This window comes from Pseudomonas rosaeacicularis, from assembly GCF_057128745.1.
Genome location: NZ_JBSKHT010000008.1, coordinates 23,213 through 38,957, shown reverse-complemented (window position 1 = coordinate 38,957; position 15,745 = coordinate 23,213). Strand labels below are relative to the sequence as shown.

Sequence of the window (15,745 nt, the reverse complement as noted above, 5' to 3'; positions counted from 1 at the left end):
CAGTCTAGGTTCAGCTGATCAATACCCTATCGGCAGCACAATCAAAAACTGCTGCGCTATTGAAAATACAGGTGAATGCCGGTTGAGGCCAATCGCCTGTCGGGTCTGACACCCCTTTGCGTGTGCTGTTCGGGGACTTTTTAACGGGGCAAAAAAAAGGCCACTCTTTCGAGTAGCCTTTCTTTCTAACGTTGGTTGCGGGAGCCGGATTTGAACCGACGACCTTCGGGTTATGAGCCCGACGAGCTACCAGACTGCTCCATCCCGCGTCTGTGTGGCGGCATTCTACAGTCGAACGCCGAAGTGTCAACCTTTAATGCAGAACCTCGACAAAATAACCGCACTTCGCCATTGGCGCTTCTAAGTTGCGGTGTTCCAAGGCTTTTATCGATGGTCGTCAATCAGTTCACCGTCTGCGCGCTTGAGTCTTGAAGACAATTGGAAGGGGCAAAAAGACACACGCACAAAAAAGGCCACTCTTTCGAGTAGCCTTTTTTGATGTTTGGTTGCGGGAGCCGGATTTGAACCGACGACCTTCGGGTTATGAGCCCGACGAGCTACCAGACTGCTCCATCCCGCGTCTGTGTGCCGGCATTCTATAGAGAAACGCTGGGCTGTCAACCATTGTTTCGAAAAAAATGCTTCTCCTTCAATTGGTTAGCGAGGTGCGTTAGCGGCTGAGTCATCAACGGGCCCAGCGGGGCGGGGGTTTTAGCGCATATTCCTACCTTGGCGTTGGGCTTCGATAGCGGGTATTTCAGACATTTCCTGCTGACAGGTCCGCTTGGCAAGTGCGGCGTTCAGGCGTCAATGAGATACTGCGCCACCATTCTCCGTACGACCGCACGTTATGCCGCAGCGCAAAATCATCCATGTTGACTGTGACTGCTTCTACGCCGCCATTGAAATGCGCGACGATCCGCGGCTCGCTGGCAAGCCTTTGGCGGTGGGCGGGTCGGCGGACCGGCGCGGGGTGATTGCCACCTGCAACTATGAAGCACGCGCGTACGGTGTGCGCTCGGCGATGTCTTCGCGTCATGCGCTGACCCTGTGTCCAGACTTGACCATCGTCAAGCCTCGCTTCGACGCCTATAAAGAAGCCTCGAAAGAGATCCATGTGATTTTTCGCGAATACACCGACTTGATCGAACCTCTGTCGCTGGATGAGGCCTTTCTCGACGTGTCCGAGAGCGAACACTTTGGTGGCAGTGCTACCCGTATCGCCCAAGACATTCGCAGGCGCGTTTCCAATCAACTGCACATCACTGTATCGGCCGGGGTGGCACCGAACAAGTTTTTGGCCAAGATTGCCAGCGACTGGAAAAAGCCCAACGGGCTATTTGTGATAACCCCCGATCAGGTCGAGGCGTTTGTCGCTGATCTGCCCGTCTCCAAATTGCACGGAGTGGGTAAGGTGACCGCAGACAAACTGGGCAGGCAGGGCATCATCACCTGCGCGGATTTGCGCCAGTGGAGCAAGCTCTCATTGGTTCGCGAGTTCGGCTCATTCGGTGAGCGGCTTTGGAGTCTGGCCCACGGTATCGACGAGCGTGCGGTGCAGAATGACAGTCGCCGACAATCCGTCAGTGTCGAGAATACCTTTGACACCGATCTGCCAGACCTGGCGAGTTGCGTAGAGAAGCTGCCGGCTTTAATAGAAACGTTGTCCGAGCGCATCGAGCGCATGGACACCCAATACCGTCCGGGCAAGCCGTTCGTGAAAGTGAAATTCCACGACTTCACGCAGACGACGCTGGAACAGGCGGGGGCGGGGTGGGATCTTGAAAGTTACACACAACTGCTGACTCAAGCTTTCGCACGCGGTGGCAAGCCGGTTCGGCTACTGGGAGTGGGCGTTCGTCTGCATGACCTGCGCGGTGCCCATGAACAGCTGGAGCTTTTTACCCACTGATCCAGCAGACCTATGGGTGGGGTGTTTTATTCAATTAGCCGGTGCGAAGTCATTCAGCGCTGGCAGGTACAGCAACCAGGCGGCCTGCATCCTTGGCCAGCGACCTCAAAAATTCGTGCTGTAGTTGCGGATCGTTGCGGGTCATTTCGATCAGCGTTTGTTCCAGGTCGCTCGCTTCTTCCTCAAGCCCCAATTCAGACAGACGCTTAACGCGATGAACCCACTGGCTGACTTCATCGTCTTCCAGGTCATCGTAAATAAGCCCGTGAGCCTCGATCAGTTTACCGCGCAGTGATTTGCTCAATGGCAAGGATGCGTTGGTGTGGACGGTTGCCTGATCGTCTTCCACTCGAAGACTCAATTGGGTGACGCGACTCAGATCTTGCTCGGCAAACGGGCTGTCCAGCAAGTTAATGCGCAGGACGCCGTTGCGATCCGTGATCAGTTCGTGGGCTTGATTGCCTGCTTTGACTTCCACCGGGCTTTCGCTCCAGGGCAGGGTCGTGTGCTCGATGCGATGATCATGTTGAACCTCGTCGATACCCGCAAGGTTCTGCTGCGCTCGCCCATGGGAAGGCACGTTCATAAATGGATTGAGCCCGGCGACGCCGTAGCTGATCCAGTCTTTGGTGACGCTATCGGGCAGGCTGCCAAAGGTGATGACGTTGACAATGTTCGCACCGATACCGGCGACGACTGTCACGGCCCCCAGCGGAATCTCGTAAATCTCCCGCCAAGGTTGATAGGGGGTGTAGCGGTCGTAATGACGCGTGACGTCGAATTCTGTGACGTCGAAAGTTTTCAGCTCGTGAATACGCACGCGCCGTTGCGGTAATTCCAGGGTCTTGGGCTCACCGATATCCACTTCCAGGCTGTGCTCGAGCAGTTTTCGCTCGACGCGTTCTTCGTGCTCGCTGCGCTGAGACAGATGATTGGCGCAACCGCTGATCATCAGCGTGCCGCAAAGCATGATGCTTGCGGGGCTAAGGGAACTTCGCTTGGACATGGGATCTCTTGAAGCAGATAAGGCTAATACGTTCGGACAAGCGTCGAAACTGAGGGCGCGCGTCCGCAAGGGCGAACGCGCGCAGGTCTCAGCGGTTGAGACGACCCCTGATGAAGGACAGCACGTCAGCGACCGGCAAGGCCTGGGCTTCTGGCTCGGTACGGCTCTTGTATTCCAGATTGCCTTCGGCCAGACCGCGGTCACTGACAACGATGCGATGCGGTATGCCAATCAGCTCCATGTCAGCGAACTTGATACCCGGGCTGACTTTCTTGTCGCGATCGTCAAGCAGGACATCGAAGCCGGCCGCCGTCAATTCGGCGTACAACTTGTCGGTGGCTTCGCGCACGGCTTCAGTTTCATACCGCAGCGGCACAAGTGCGATCTGGAAAGGCGCAAGGGCTTCGCTCCAGATAATGCCGTTGGCGTCGTTGTTCTGCTCGATTGCTGCCGCCACCACGCGGGAAACGCCGATGCCATAGCAACCCATGGTCAACAAGACCGGTTTGCCGTTCTCGCCCAACACCTGGCACTTCATCGCTTCGCTGTATTTGGTGCCCAACTGGAAAATGTGGCCGACTTCAATCCCGCGTTTGATCACCAGCGTGCCTTTGCCGTCAGGGCTAGGGTCGCCGGCGACGACATTGCGCAGGTCGGCAACCTCAGGCACCGGAAGATCGCGCTCCCAGTTCACGCCAAAGTAGTGCTTGTCGTCGATGTTTGCACCGATGCCGAAGTCGCTCATCAATTCGACCGAGCGGTCGATGATGCATGGCAGTGGCAGGTTCAAAGGGCCCAGCGAGCCTGCGCCTGCGCCGATCGCGTCGCGAAGTTCTGCTTCGGTCGCCATCACCAGTGGGCTGGCCACTTGTTCTAGATTGGCGGCTTTGATTTCGTTGAGTTCGTGATCGCCGCGAATGATCAGCGCAATCAGTTTGCCTTCTTCTGCTGCGTGAACCACCAGCGTCTTGACGGTCTTCTCGATTGGCAGACCAAACTCTTCAACCAGCGCAGCGATGGTCTTGGCGTTGGGTGTATCTACCAGGCGCAGTTCTTGGGTCGCAGCACCGCGGCTGGTTTCCAATGGGATGGCTTCGGCCTTTTCGATGTTTGCGGCGTAGTCCGAGGTATCGCTGAACACGATGTCGTCTTCGCCGGACTCCGCCAGTACGTGGAACTCGTGAGAACCGGCACCGCCAATTGAGCCGTTGTCCGCTTCGACAGGGCGAAAGTTCAGGCCCAGGCGAATGAAGACGTTGCAGTACGCCTGATGCATGCGATCGTAGGTTTCCTGCAGGGAATCCTGAGTCGTATGAAAGGAGTAAGCGTCTTTCATGATGAATTCGCGGCCACGCATCAAGCCGAAACGCGGGCGGATTTCGTCGCGGAATTTGGTCTGGATCTGATACATGTTGATTGGCAGTTGCTTGTAGCTGTTCAGCTCGTTGCGTGCCAGATCGGTGATGACTTCTTCGTGGGTCGGGCCCGCGCAGAATTCACGATCATGTCGATCCTTCAAGCGCAGCAGCTCAGGGCCGTATTGTTCCCAGCGACCTGATTCCTGCCACAGTTCCGCCGGTTGAATACCGGGCATCAACACTTCCAGAGCGCCCGCAGCGTTCATTTCTTCACGAACGACCGCCTCGACCTTGCGCAATACACGCAGGCCCATGGGGAGCCAGGTGTACAAGCCAGATGCGAGTTTGCGGATCATGCCAGCGCGCAGCATCAGTTGATGGCTGATCACGACTGCGTCCGAAGGGGTTTCTTTCTGTGTGGCGAGCAAATATTGACTGGTGCGCATGGTAGGCCGTTGTCGGTTGCTGGGACTAGAAATGACCCGGCATTGTACGGTGGTGATACGGTCGAGTACAGGGCGGGGGCGCTGTTACGAAAGGAGAGACGGGGCTTTTTGTTATGAATGAAAAAGCCCGGCACAAGGCCGGGCTTTTCTATAACGAGTGTCAGACTGTGCGATTACAGAACCGAAATCGGGTAGTCGACGATCAGACGGAACTCGTTAACATCGCCTTCACCCTCGTCGGTGTTGGCACGGTGGAACGCTTGACGGATGCGGAAAGACAGGTCTTTCGCAGGGCCAGTCTGAACAACGTATTTAGCTTCAACGTTGGTCTCGTGGTGGCTACCGTCTTTGCCGTACAGGCCGGTGTAGGTGCTGTTCGATGGCGTGTTGGTGCCGTCGATGTCAGTACCGCTGATGTAACGGGTCATGAAGCTCAGACCAGGTACGCCGTAAGTGGCCATGTTCAGGTCGTAACGTGCCTGCCAGGATTTCTCGCCAGGACCGTTAAAGTCGGAGTATTGAATCGAGTTCGCAAGGAAGATCGAGTCGCCGCCACGGTTGTTGTCGCCGATACCGATGTAGTCGAACGGGGTGTCGCCGTTAACTTTCTGGAAAGCCAGGGTCAACGTGTGCGCTGCCAGGAACGAGTAAGCTGCAGACATCGAGTAAGCGGTGTTGCTGATGTCGCCGGCTTTTTTGCTGCCAGTATCTTTGGTGTTGTAGATGTTGAAGTCGAACGCCAAAGCCTGGTCGTCGGTCAACGGCAGTGCGTAGTTCACGTTGCCGTAGTACTGGTTCCAGACATCTTCCAGTTTGTTGTAGTAGAAGCCAACACCGAGGCTATCGGTAATGGCGTACTTACCGCCGCCATAAGTAGCGGAGTTGGAAGTCACACCTGCGTAAGTAGCCCAGATATCGCCGTTACGGTTGGTTTCGTCCTGGCTGGTGCCGGAAGTGAAGCGACCTGCTTCAACATCCAGACCTTTGAGCTCGCTGCTCTGCAAGGTCACGCCAGTTGCAGTTTGTGGCAACAGGCGGGAACCGCCGACTGCAAACACTGGGTTTTGAGGCTGCATGTCGCCGATTTTCAGTTCGGTTTTCGAGACGCGGAACTTAACAGCGCCACCGGCTTTGCCGAAGCTGTCTTCGTTTTTGCCTTGGCTGTCGGTAACCAGGTTGCCCGAACCTGAATACTTGTCGGAGCCGTCAAGTTTGAAGCCGACGTAACCGAATGCATCGATACCAACACCGATCAAACCCTGGGTGTAGCCAGAGCTGTAAGTGCCCCAGAAACCTTGGGTCCAGTCTTTATCGTCTACAGCACCGTTTTTCTTGTCACGGTTGTAGTAGTAGTTACGAGCCTTGAGATCCAGATGGCTGTCTTCTACAAAACCCTTGGCTTCAGATTGGTCGCTTACGAAAGCTGCCGCTGTTGCCAGTTGGGTGCTGGCGGCGGTAACTGCCAGTGCGATTGCGCTCCACTTCATCACTCTCATCGTGACTTTGCTCCTTTGGTTTTTAAGAAGAGTACTGCCGTCCCACCTGTTTTTTTATCTGGGCGGCTCTTTCTTTTTGTGTCGGCGAAACTTATAGCACGCTGACATTATTGGCGATAGTTACGAACCTATCCTTTCAAATTCTTTACGGCGGTGTCGCAAATCGATGCTGTTCGTGTCGCCTTTAACAGCCTCAATCATCAGTAAACGTGCAACTACGACAGTTTTTATAAGGGCGGAAACCCACTCCGCAGTGGTCCGAAAATCGCCCTTTGAATCTCCCCAAGGGAGCCTGACCGTTGACGCCTCTTGGCCTTCGTTTGGATGCTCTCGAATCCGCCCTGATGCTGCTCCTGTGAGTGATAAAGCAACAACCGTGCACAAAGTTCCTACTGACATGAAAAAAAAGTGAAAGGGCGATGCGAATTCGCAGGTTTGTCCCTTAGGTCTATGTTTTTAATGGAAAAAATATTATCAAAGTAAATCCATTGTTTATCTTCTTAGGGGCAGCCTACGTCCCGAACATGTCACCTTCGTTACCTGCTACTCGGCGCAAGTGAGTAAATCCCGGATACGGCGGGTAGATCAGGCGCCAAGAGTGAGTCGTTTTGGTGCGTCACCGATCAAGAATGCTAGATGTTGGTACCTGCGTACCGGTTCTCTGGCCGAGTTGCCCACCACGACCGTTGAATCTGGAATATTGGCGAGAGAAGTGCTTGATTAGCGGTCATCTACGCCAGCCCAGCGTCTTAAGGTTCGATTGCTGATTTAGCGAAACAGGGTGCGCGTACTGGGTCATATCAGTGCGTAGCTAACGAATTCGAGCAACGCTGGTGCGTGCCCTTTGCGAGTGCGCTTTGAAGATGACTGCCCCAGGATCAACAGCAATTGTGCAAAGTGCCCCGCTGGAGCCCCCGGCAGACGTGATTCACACCGTATTCCCGAGTATCCTGCCCGCTATTACGTGGCAGGGTCTATGCGCTCTGCCGGGCTTACCCGTTTTATGTGGAGTTATATATGTTTGTCTTGGATTCGCGGTTAGAGCAGGACACTTTCACTGTGGGAGATTTCCCACTGTGCCGGCTACTGTTGTCAAACGACTCGAACTACCCGTGGTTCATTTTGGTTCCTCGTCGCGCGGACATAGCTGAAGTGTTTGAGCTGACCGAAGCGGATCAGCTGCAACTCTGGAAGGAGACCTGTGCATTGTCCAGCCTGCTCAGTGGTGAGTTCAAAGCAGACAAACTCAATGTCGCCGCCTTGGGCAACGTTGTCAGCCAATTGCATATGCACGTCATCGTTCGCTATCGCGCCGATGCCGCATGGCCGGCGCCAGTCTGGGGCAAGCATGCCGCCAAGCCCTACACGTCCGAGCAGATCGCTGCTCTTTATCAGCGGCTCAACGACGTCATGCCAGACAATTTCAAGTTCGCCCAGGAGCCGGTATGAGTGTCGAAGACCGGGTGACTGAGCTGGAGACCCGCTTGGCGTTTCAAGATGACACTATCCAGGCGCTCAATGACGTATTGGTGGTCCAGCAACGAACATTGGAAAGGATGCAGCGGCAGGTCGCAGCTTTGATCAAGCGTCAGGATGAGATGGGTGGCCAGTTCGAAGCGTCTGAGGAGGATGCACCGCCCCCTCATTATTAAGGGGCGCGCTGCGCCTGGAATTCCCATAAAAAAACGCGCCCTGTTGAGGCGCGTTTTTTTTGGTTTAACTGACGCTTATCGGCGAGGTAGCGCCGCAATCACATCTTCGGCTTGCAGGCCTTTGTCGCGGTTCATGACCGAAAATTCTACGCGCTGGCCCTCGACCAGTACTCGATGACCTTCTCCACGAATAGCCCGGAAGTGCACGAAGATATCGTCACCTGAGTCGCGGGAGATGAAGCCAAACCCTTTCGAGGTGTTGAACCACTTCACCGTGCCGGTATCGCGATTGCCCAACTCTTGGCTCTGAGCTGCCGGGGAGGAAGGTGACGACTTGTAGAAGCTGACGGCCAGATGAAGTGCAACTGCGATCACGACAGCGATCAGACTGACCAGAATGGCCGGTTGGCCCGCGATGGTTTCAAGCGGTATGAGCAAAATCATTATTTGAAGAACAACAGCAAGGATGAGCAATGCGCTGACCAGATTTTGCAATTGGTGGCGTGGTCCTCTGTTCCAATAGGGGATCACTGGGGCAAGCACCAGGTTCAGCAAGCCAAAGAAAGCAAGATACAGCGCATCAGGTTGGGACAGGTAGGAGGCTAATTCCTCGCTGCGCAGGCCCGGTATGAATGACAGCAGCAGGGCAGCGGCGCCCGTTAGCAGATGGACTATTTTCAACATTTTGAATAACTCACATTAAGACGGATCACGAGGAAATAGCTGCTGACCTTCGGTACGCTTCTGAAAAGTGGGAGGCGTGATGCACTTGGGTCAAGTCAGCCTATGCGCTACAGCCGGTTGGCAAATCGATAGCGACACGTTGTGTATTTAACAGCAAAGCCGAGAGCTACTCAAATCAACTGCTTAGCGCTTCTAAATGTGAGAGTAGGTGGCCCTTTGACTTGATTTTGGCTCCCTTGCGTAGAGCGCTGCTGCAGAGCGGTCAGTGGTCCAGGCCAGTGCTGACCGGCCTTTGGTGATATTGGCGTATCAAGCTTGTGGGTGTTTCGGCGGCTAGTGGTGCAGTGAAATATCCCTTTGGCTTGCTTTCAGGGGTAGACCTAATACCGATGGATGGCTGCGCTTGAGGCGCGCTCTTGGTAGAGTGGCGAAGATCTGTATGCAAAACACCATCATATAAAGGGGAAGAAACATGGCAATCGATATCGGTATTAGCGAAGAAGATCGCAAGTCGATCGTGGACGGTCTTTCGCGTCTGCTGGCTGATACCTATGTGCTTTACCTCAAAACCCACAATTTTCACTGGAATGTCAGCGGCCCGATGTTCCGTACTTTGCATCTGATGTTTGAAGAGCAATATAACGAACTTGCGCTGGCCGTTGATTCTATTGCCGAGCGGATTCGCGCACTTGGATTTCCGGCGCCTGGTACTTATTCAACTTATGCGCGCCTGTCCACCATTAAAGAAGAGGAAGGTGTGCCCAGTGCCGAAGAGATGATTCAATCACTGGTCCACGGTCAGGAAGCTGTAACGCGCACTGCACGCGGGATATTCCCACTGCTGGATAAGGTCAGTGACGAACCGACTGCGGACTTGCTGACCCAGCGTATGCAGGTGCATGAGAAAACTGCATGGATGCTGCGCTCCATGCTGGAAACGAAGTAATAAAAATGGGGCGAGCGGCGACTCGCGCGCTGCTCGCCCCATTTCGCCCCGCCTCCATCACAACAGCAAAACCACGCAGATGTTCCAGCGATGTCGTGCTCTGGGCTGCATCTCTGTTTATGAGCGCGAGTCCTGGAGCGCTGTTACTCAGTCCTCCGGGGCGCCGTCTTCCATAGAATTCATAGTTGTCTCGGGCAGTCTTTTAATTTCCTTTTCGTATATAAAAGACCAAAAATATAGATATGTATTACCACTATATTTTTATAGCGATTGCCTATGGATGCCTCCCGTTATTCCCTTGGTAGAAGTGGTTATCTCCTACGTAGTTCGGGTGTTGTACCTGCTGGATAAACTGTTGTGGATAAGGCCTGATAGAGATGTATTCATGTATGTAAACATTTCTTGGCAATTGAATCAGGTATCGGAATAAAGGAGGCGTCATGGGTCGAGTATTCTCTCGAGAAATTGGGGATATGGACGGGGGAGTAGGCATAACCAGCGATCCGTTCGTCGAAGATTTCAATATGCAGCTTGCACAGCCTCAGGCGAGATCGGTGAGGTTGAACGGTTTGGCGACGTGTTTACGTCTGGAAGAGGTCTACTGGAATATCCTTTCCGAGATGGCGCGGATCAACTGCTGTTCCGTGAATACGATCTTGTCCCACGTCGACCGAGAAGTGCACCTGCGGCATGGAGGGGTGAAAAATTTCAGCGGTTTGATCCGCGTGGTTTGCGTGACGCATCTACTCAAAGGTGACGATTTGCCGGTGTCAAAAGCGTGATACCGAAGGATCCGAAATTTCGCAGACTCGCCGTGGGCGGGTCTGCACTCTAAGGGCTGTCCTGCCTGCGCAACAGACCCCCATGGGGGCGCAGTCTTCGCTGCGATCAATTTGCGCGGCTGCACAGCCTTGATTAACCCTATATAATCCCCCGCCTTACATGGAAGGCCGATATACCCTGCCGGGTTCATCTGCATACCAAGGCTCTCGCACCGGTGCCTACCGATGCTGACTAGAGCTCCACCGAATTCCGAATTACGAGAAGTGAAAACACCATCATGATGCGCAGCCATTATTGCGGCCAACTCAACGAGAGCCTGGAAGGTCAAGAAATCACCCTGTGCGGATGGGTTCACCGCCGTCGCGACCATGGAGGTGTGATTTTCCTCGACATTCGCGATCGTGAAGGTCTGGCTCAGGTAGTGTTCGACCCTGATCGTGCTGAAACCTTCGCTGCTGCCGATCGCGTGCGCAGCGAGTACGTTGTCAAAGTGACAGGCAAAGTACGTGCGCGTCCTGCTGGCGCGGGCAATGCGAACATGGCCTCCGGCGCAATCGAAGTGCTGGGCTATGACCTTGAAGTTCTCAATGAGTCCGAAACGCCTCCGTTCCCTCTGAACGAATACTCCGACGTCGGTGAAGAAACCCGTCTGCGTTATCGCTTCATTGACCTGCGTCGCCCGGAGATGGCTGAAAAGCTGCGTCTGCGCTCACGCATCACTTCCAGCATTCGTGGATTCCTGGACGGCAACGGCTTCCTCGACGTCGAAACGCCGATCCTGACTCGTGCGACCCCTGAGGGCGCTCGCGACTATCTGGTCCCGAGTCGTACCCATGCTGGCAGCTTCTTCGCCTTGCCGCAGTCGCCTCAACTGTTCAAGCAATTGCTGATGGTTGCTGGTTTTGACCGTTACTACCAGATTGCCAAATGCTTCCGTGATGAAGACTTGCGTGCCGACCGTCAGCCTGAGTTCACTCAGATCGACATCGAGACCAGCTTCATGAACGAAGCTGAAATCATGGGCGTTACCGAAACCATGATTCGCAAGCTGTTCAAGGAAGTGTTGGATCTGGAATTTGGCGACTTCCCGCACATGACGTTCGAAGAAGCCATGCGGCGCTATGGTTCCGACAAACCGGATCTGCGCAACCCGCTGGAATTGGTTGACGTTGCCGATCAGCTCAAAGACGTTGAATTCAAAGTCTTCAGTGGTCCGGCCAACGATCCGAAATGCCGCGTTACTGCCTTGCGCGTGCCGGGCGGGGCGAGCATGCCGCGCAGCAAAATCGATGACTACACCAAGTTCGTCGGTATCTACGGCGCCAAGGGTCTTGCGTATATCAAGGTCAACGAGCGCGCCAAAGGCGTTGAAGGGTTGCAGTCGCCAATCGTTAAAAACATTCCTGAAGCCAGTTTGAACGTGATCCTGGACCGCGTCGGTGCGGTTGACGGTGACATCGTGTTCTTCGGTGCCGATAAATTCAAAGTGGTCAGCGAGGCACTGGGCGCACTTCGGATCAAGGTGGGTAACGACCTGAACCTGCACACCTGTGAGTGGGCGCCGATGTGGGTTGTCGATTTCCCGATGTTCGAAGAGAACGACGACGGCAGCTTCTCGGCCTTGCACCACCCTTTCACTGCGCCGAAGTGCTCGCCTGAAGAGTTGGAAGCCAGCCCTGCCACTGCCTTGTCCCGTGCCTATGACATGGTCCTCAACGGCACTGAGTTGGGCGGCGGTTCGATTCGTATCCACCGCAAGGAAATGCAACAGGCGGTTTTCCGTTTGCTGGGTATTTCCGAAGACGAGCAGCAAGAGAAGTTCGGCTTCCTGCTGGACGCGCTGAAGTATGGTGCACCGCCCCATGGCGGCTTGGCGTTCGGTCTTGACCGTCTGGTAATGCTGATGACCGGCGCTCAGTCGATTCGTGAAGTGATCGCTTTCCCGAAAACCCAGAGTGCTGCGGACGTAATGACTCAGGCACCGGGTGCTGTCGATGCCAAAGCTTTGCGCGAACTGCACATCCGTTTGCGCGAGCAGCCAAAAGCCGAATAAGTCAGGAAGGGTGCCCTGTGGATACAGAGCGCTGATTCTCGGACAGTAATGAGTGAAACGTCGTCGCTTGAGTTATCAAAGCGACGGCGTTCGTGTTTCAAGGTTTGGAGCGTGTTATGGCTGGTCATTCCAAGTGGGCGAACATCAAGCACCGCAAAGAGCGTCAGGATGCCAAGAAAGGCAAGATTTTCACCAAGTGGATTCGTGAACTGACCGTCGCTGCTCGTCAGGGTGGTGGAGATCCAGCTTCTAATCCACGTTTGCGTCTGGCGCTGGACAAGGCCCTCGGCGCGAACATGACTCGCGACACTATCGATCGCGCCGTTTCCCGAGGCATTGGTGCTGATGATGGCAACGATGTCGAAGAATTGGGTTACGAAGGATATGGCCCGGGTGGTGTGGCGATCATGGTTGAGACCATGACTGACAACCGCAACCGCACTGCTGCGGCTGTTCGTCACGCATTCAGCAAATGCGGGGGTAACCTGGGTACGGACGGGTCGGTCGCTTATCTTTTTGAGCGTAAGGGGCAAATCTCCTTCGCCGCAGGTGTCGACGAAGACGCCCTGATCGAGGCGGCCATGGAGGCCGATGCCGACGACATCGTGACCAACGAAGATGGCTCGATTGACGTGTTCACCTCGTTTGCGGGCTTTTATGCCGTACGCAATGCCATTGATGCGGCAGGGTTTAACGCCTCCGATGCTGAAATCGTCATGCAGCCCACTACCAGTGCGCTGCTCGACCTTGAGATGGCTGAGAAAGTATTGAAGCTGATCGACATGCTTGAGGATCTGGACGACGTGCAAAACGTGTATTCCAATGCTGAAATCCCGGACGATGTGCTGGAGCAGCTTGGCTGACAGTCTTTGTGTCCTTGTCGGGAAACCGAAGCCGGAGCAACGAAGCGCTGATGACCTCATCGCTATCGGTCTCCGGCTTCTGCCTTTATGCTGCGTTTCTTTGTGCGCATCACTTCTCATGCTGCAGGCGTTATGACTCTTATTCTAGGTATCGACCCCGGTTCGCGAATCACCGGTTACGGCGTTGTGCGTGACACCGGACGTGGCTGCGAATACGTTGCTTCCGGATGTATTCGCACGGGCAGCGGCTTGTTGCACGAGCGGTTGCAGATAGTTTTTCGAGGCGTAAGGGAAGTCATTCAGACCTATGGTCCGGTGACGATGGGCATTGAAAAAGTGTTTATGGCCAAGAATGCCGACTCGGCTCTAAAGCTTGGGCAAGCTCGGGGCGCAGCGATCGTTGCCGGCGCGGAGGAGGGTCTGGAGATCGCTGAATACACCGCGACCCAGGTCAAGCAAGCCGTTGCCGGAACAGGTGGCGCAAATAAAGAGCAGGTGATGATGATGGTCATGCACTTGCTGAAGCTCACGCAAAAGCCGCAGATAGATGCATCTGATGCGCTGGCAATTGCGTTGTGCCACGCTCATACCCGATCAAGCCTCATTCCTCACGGTTTGAATACCGCGCGCAGTCGGGGTGGACGACTGCGTCTGTGATGCGTCATTCGCTGATAAATTTTCACTTGCAGGTCTCAGCGGTCCTGCAAACGTGGCGAGCACGGCCAAGCCGGGAAGCAGCATTGCTCCGGTTATCGATAAGGATCTGATAGGTGATTGGACGTTTATGCGGTTCATTGGTCGAGAAACAACCTCCACACCTGGTGCTTGATGTCGGTGGAGTGGGATATGAAATTGAAGTCCCCATGACCACGCTCTACCGGTTGCCGCACCTGGGAGAGCAGGTCACCCTTCACACTCATCTGGTGGTCCGTGAGGATGCGCATCTGTTGTTCGGGTTCTACGAGAAGCGTGATCGCGAGATGTTTCGTGAGCTGATTCGCCTCAACGGTGTAGGTCCCAAGCTGGCACTGGCCTTGATGTCCACCCTTGAGGTCGATGAGCTGGTACGTTGTGTTCAGGCCCAGGACACTTCAGCGCTGACTCGCGTGCCAGGGGTCGGCAAAAAGACCGCCGAGCGTTTGCTGGTCGAGCTCAAAGACCGCTTCAAGGCCTGGGACTCGTTGCCGGGCTCGTTCCGGCTGGTGTCGGAAGGGCCGGGCGCGCCGGTACAAGTGGCGACGGCCGAATCCGATGCGGTGAGCGCGCTCGTATCGCTCGGGTACAAGCCTCAAGAAGCCAGCAAGGCCATTTCCGCGATCAAGGACAAGAATTTGAGCAGTGAAGATTTGATTCGGCGCGCATTGAAAGGGATGGTTTAAGTGATTGATGCTGACCGCTTGATAGCCGCCACGGGAGGACGCGACCGCGACGAGCAACTGGATCGCGCAATAAGGCCGCTGAGTCTGGCCGACTACATCGGGCAGCCGACCGTGCGCGAGCAAATGGAGCTGTTTATCCAGGCGGCCCGCGGACGTAACGAAGCCCTCGACCATACGCTGATCTTCGGCCCTCCCGGTCTTGGCAAGACGACCCTGGCCAACATCATTGCCCAAGAAATGTCGGTTTCGATCAAAAGTACGTCGGGGCCGGTCCTTGAACGTCCAGGCGATCTCGCGGCGATACTGACCAATCTTGAGCCGCACGACGTGCTGTTTATCGACGAGATTCATCGCCTGTCCCCCATCGTCGAAGAAGTGCTGTATCCAGCGATGGAGGATTTCCAGCTCGATATCATGATCGGCGAGGGGCCGGCCGCGCGCTCCATCAAGCTCGATCTGCCACCGTTCACGCTGGTGGGTGCGACAACCCGCGCTGGCATGCTAACCAACCCGTTGCGTGATCGATTCGGGATTGTTCAACGTCTTGAGTTCTACAACGTCGCGGACTTGTCGACGATCGTCTCCCGCTCGGCAGGTATCCTCGGACTACATATAGAAGACGCGGGTGCATTCGAAATTGCCCGGCGTGCCCGTGGCACTCCGCGTATCGCCAATCGGCTGCTTCGCAGGGTTCGGGATTTTGCCGAAGTTCGGGCTCAGGGTCAGATCACCAAGGAGATCGCTGATCTGGCACTTAACCTGCTGGACGTCGATGAGCGCGGCTTCGACCATCAGGATCGACGACTGCTGCTGACGATGATCGAGAAGTTCGATGGCGGTCCGGTTGGGGTGGACAACCTGGCGGCTGCCATCAGCGAAGAAAGACACACCATCGAAGATGTACTCGAACCCTATTTGATCCAGCAAGGCTATATCATGCGCACGCCTCGCGGCCGTGTGGTGACGCGGCACGCCTATTTGCACTTCGGTCTCAACATTCCGTCTCGAATGGGCGACCTGCCTACCTTGAGCACGCCGATTGAAGATAACGATGATTAAAGATGATCCCGGGCGATTTATTCGGATGTTTCATGGTCTGACGGGCAGTCGTAAGAAAATCCTGACGCGCCACGCAGCAAAATCTATGAAAAACAGTTGCCTGGCCGG

The 15,745-nt window shown here is 55.1% G+C and carries 14 protein-coding genes, 2 tRNA genes and 1 pseudogene; 10 read left to right on the top strand and 7 right to left on the bottom strand.

The genetic code is table 11. From position 1 onward, the window contains the following. Positions 1-192: 192 nt before the first annotated feature. Positions 193-269, bottom strand: a tRNA-Met gene (locus tag ACWKWM_RS11760). A gap of 234 nt (positions 270-503) precedes the next feature. Beyond that, a tRNA-Met gene (locus ACWKWM_RS11755) sits at positions 504-580 on the bottom strand. A 270-nt stretch (positions 581-850) separates the two neighbouring features. Here ACWKWM_RS11755 and dinB point away from each other — a divergent pair. Continuing rightward, entirely contained in the window at positions 851-1,912 is a 1,062-nt protein-coding gene (dinB, locus tag ACWKWM_RS11750; protein WP_483846310.1) for a DNA polymerase IV, read from the top strand. Between the two features lie 49 nt (positions 1,913-1,961). Here dinB and ACWKWM_RS11745 read toward each other — a convergent pair whose 3' ends face one another. The 3 genes from ACWKWM_RS11745 to ACWKWM_RS11735 all read right to left on the bottom strand — a co-directional run bounded on the left by ACWKWM_RS11745 (position 1,962) and on the right by ACWKWM_RS11735 (position 6,218). Then, entirely contained in the window at positions 1,962-2,918 is a 957-nt protein-coding gene (locus ACWKWM_RS11745) for a hypothetical protein (protein ID WP_483846309.1), read from the bottom strand. Positions 2,919-3,006: 88 nt separating this feature from the next. Next, the gene (locus tag ACWKWM_RS11740) at positions 3,007-4,722 is read right to left on the bottom strand and encodes a proline--tRNA ligase (RefSeq protein WP_483846308.1); all 1,716 of its coding nucleotides are present in this window, start codon (positions 4,720-4,722) and stop codon (positions 3,007-3,009) included. Between the two features lie 173 nt (positions 4,723-4,895). After that, a complete protein-coding gene (locus tag ACWKWM_RS11735) occupies positions 4,896-6,218 on the bottom strand; it encodes an OprD family porin (RefSeq protein ID WP_483846307.1) in 1,323 nt (440 codons plus the stop codon). Positions 6,219-7,235: 1,017 nt separating this feature from the next. On the opposite strand from ACWKWM_RS11735, the gene ACWKWM_RS11730 reads away from it, so the two are divergent. Further along, the gene (locus ACWKWM_RS11730; RefSeq protein ID WP_483846306.1) at positions 7,236-7,667 is read left to right on the top strand and encodes an HIT domain-containing protein; all 432 of its coding nucleotides are present in this window, start codon (positions 7,236-7,238) and stop codon (positions 7,665-7,667) included. Then, positions 7,664-7,870, top strand: coding sequence for a SlyX family protein (locus ACWKWM_RS11725; RefSeq protein ID WP_483846305.1), 207 nt, complete (start codon positions 7,664-7,666; stop codon positions 7,868-7,870). Before ACWKWM_RS11730 ends, ACWKWM_RS11725 begins: the two co-directional genes overlap by 4 nt. Before the next feature lie 75 nt (positions 7,871-7,945). Here ACWKWM_RS11725 and ACWKWM_RS11720 read toward each other — a convergent pair whose 3' ends face one another. Both ACWKWM_RS11720 and ACWKWM_RS11715 read right to left on the bottom strand, forming a co-directional pair. Beyond that, positions 7,946-8,167 carry a cold shock domain-containing protein gene (locus tag ACWKWM_RS11720; RefSeq protein WP_004667445.1) on the bottom strand — a complete coding sequence of 74 codons (222 nt, stop codon included), beginning with the start codon at positions 8,165-8,167 and terminating at the stop codon, positions 7,946-7,948. 63 nt (positions 8,168-8,230) lie between these two features. Next, positions 8,231-8,554: pseudogene (locus tag ACWKWM_RS11715) on the bottom strand (cold shock domain-containing protein membrane protein); the annotation flags it as partial. A 472-nt stretch (positions 8,555-9,026) separates the two neighbouring features. Here ACWKWM_RS11715 and ACWKWM_RS11710 point away from each other — a divergent pair. The 7 genes from ACWKWM_RS11710 (at position 9,027) to ruvB (ending at position 15,637) form a co-directional block, all read left to right on the top strand. After that, complete coding sequence (locus ACWKWM_RS11710) at positions 9,027-9,500, top strand: Dps family protein (RefSeq protein ID WP_483846304.1); 474 nt, start codon at positions 9,027-9,029, stop codon at positions 9,498-9,500. A 440-nt stretch (positions 9,501-9,940) separates the two neighbouring features. Next, a complete protein-coding gene (locus ACWKWM_RS11705) occupies positions 9,941-10,282 on the top strand; it encodes a ribbon-helix-helix domain-containing protein (RefSeq protein ID WP_483846303.1) in 342 nt (113 codons plus the stop codon). Positions 10,283-10,560: 278 nt separating this feature from the next. After that, entirely contained in the window at positions 10,561-12,336 is a 1,776-nt protein-coding gene (gene aspS / locus ACWKWM_RS11700; protein ID WP_483846302.1) for an aspartate--tRNA ligase, read from the top strand. Between the two features lie 116 nt (positions 12,337-12,452). Continuing rightward, positions 12,453-13,199, top strand: coding sequence for a YebC/PmpR family DNA-binding transcriptional regulator (locus ACWKWM_RS11695; protein ID WP_483846301.1), 747 nt, complete (start codon positions 12,453-12,455; stop codon positions 13,197-13,199). 132 nt (positions 13,200-13,331) lie between these two features. After that, on the top strand, positions 13,332-13,856 hold the full coding sequence (ruvC, locus tag ACWKWM_RS11690) for a crossover junction endodeoxyribonuclease RuvC (protein ID WP_483837852.1): 525 nt from the start codon (positions 13,332-13,334) through the stop codon (positions 13,854-13,856). A gap of 113 nt (positions 13,857-13,969) precedes the next feature. After that, complete coding sequence (gene ruvA, locus ACWKWM_RS11685; RefSeq protein WP_483846300.1) at positions 13,970-14,578, top strand: Holliday junction branch migration protein RuvA; 609 nt, start codon at positions 13,970-13,972, stop codon at positions 14,576-14,578. Next, positions 14,579-15,637 (top strand): Holliday junction branch migration DNA helicase RuvB, encoded by a 1,059-nt coding sequence (gene ruvB, locus ACWKWM_RS11680; protein ID WP_483846299.1) that lies wholly within the window; start codon positions 14,579-14,581, stop codon positions 15,635-15,637. Positions 15,638-15,745 lie beyond the last annotated feature (108 nt).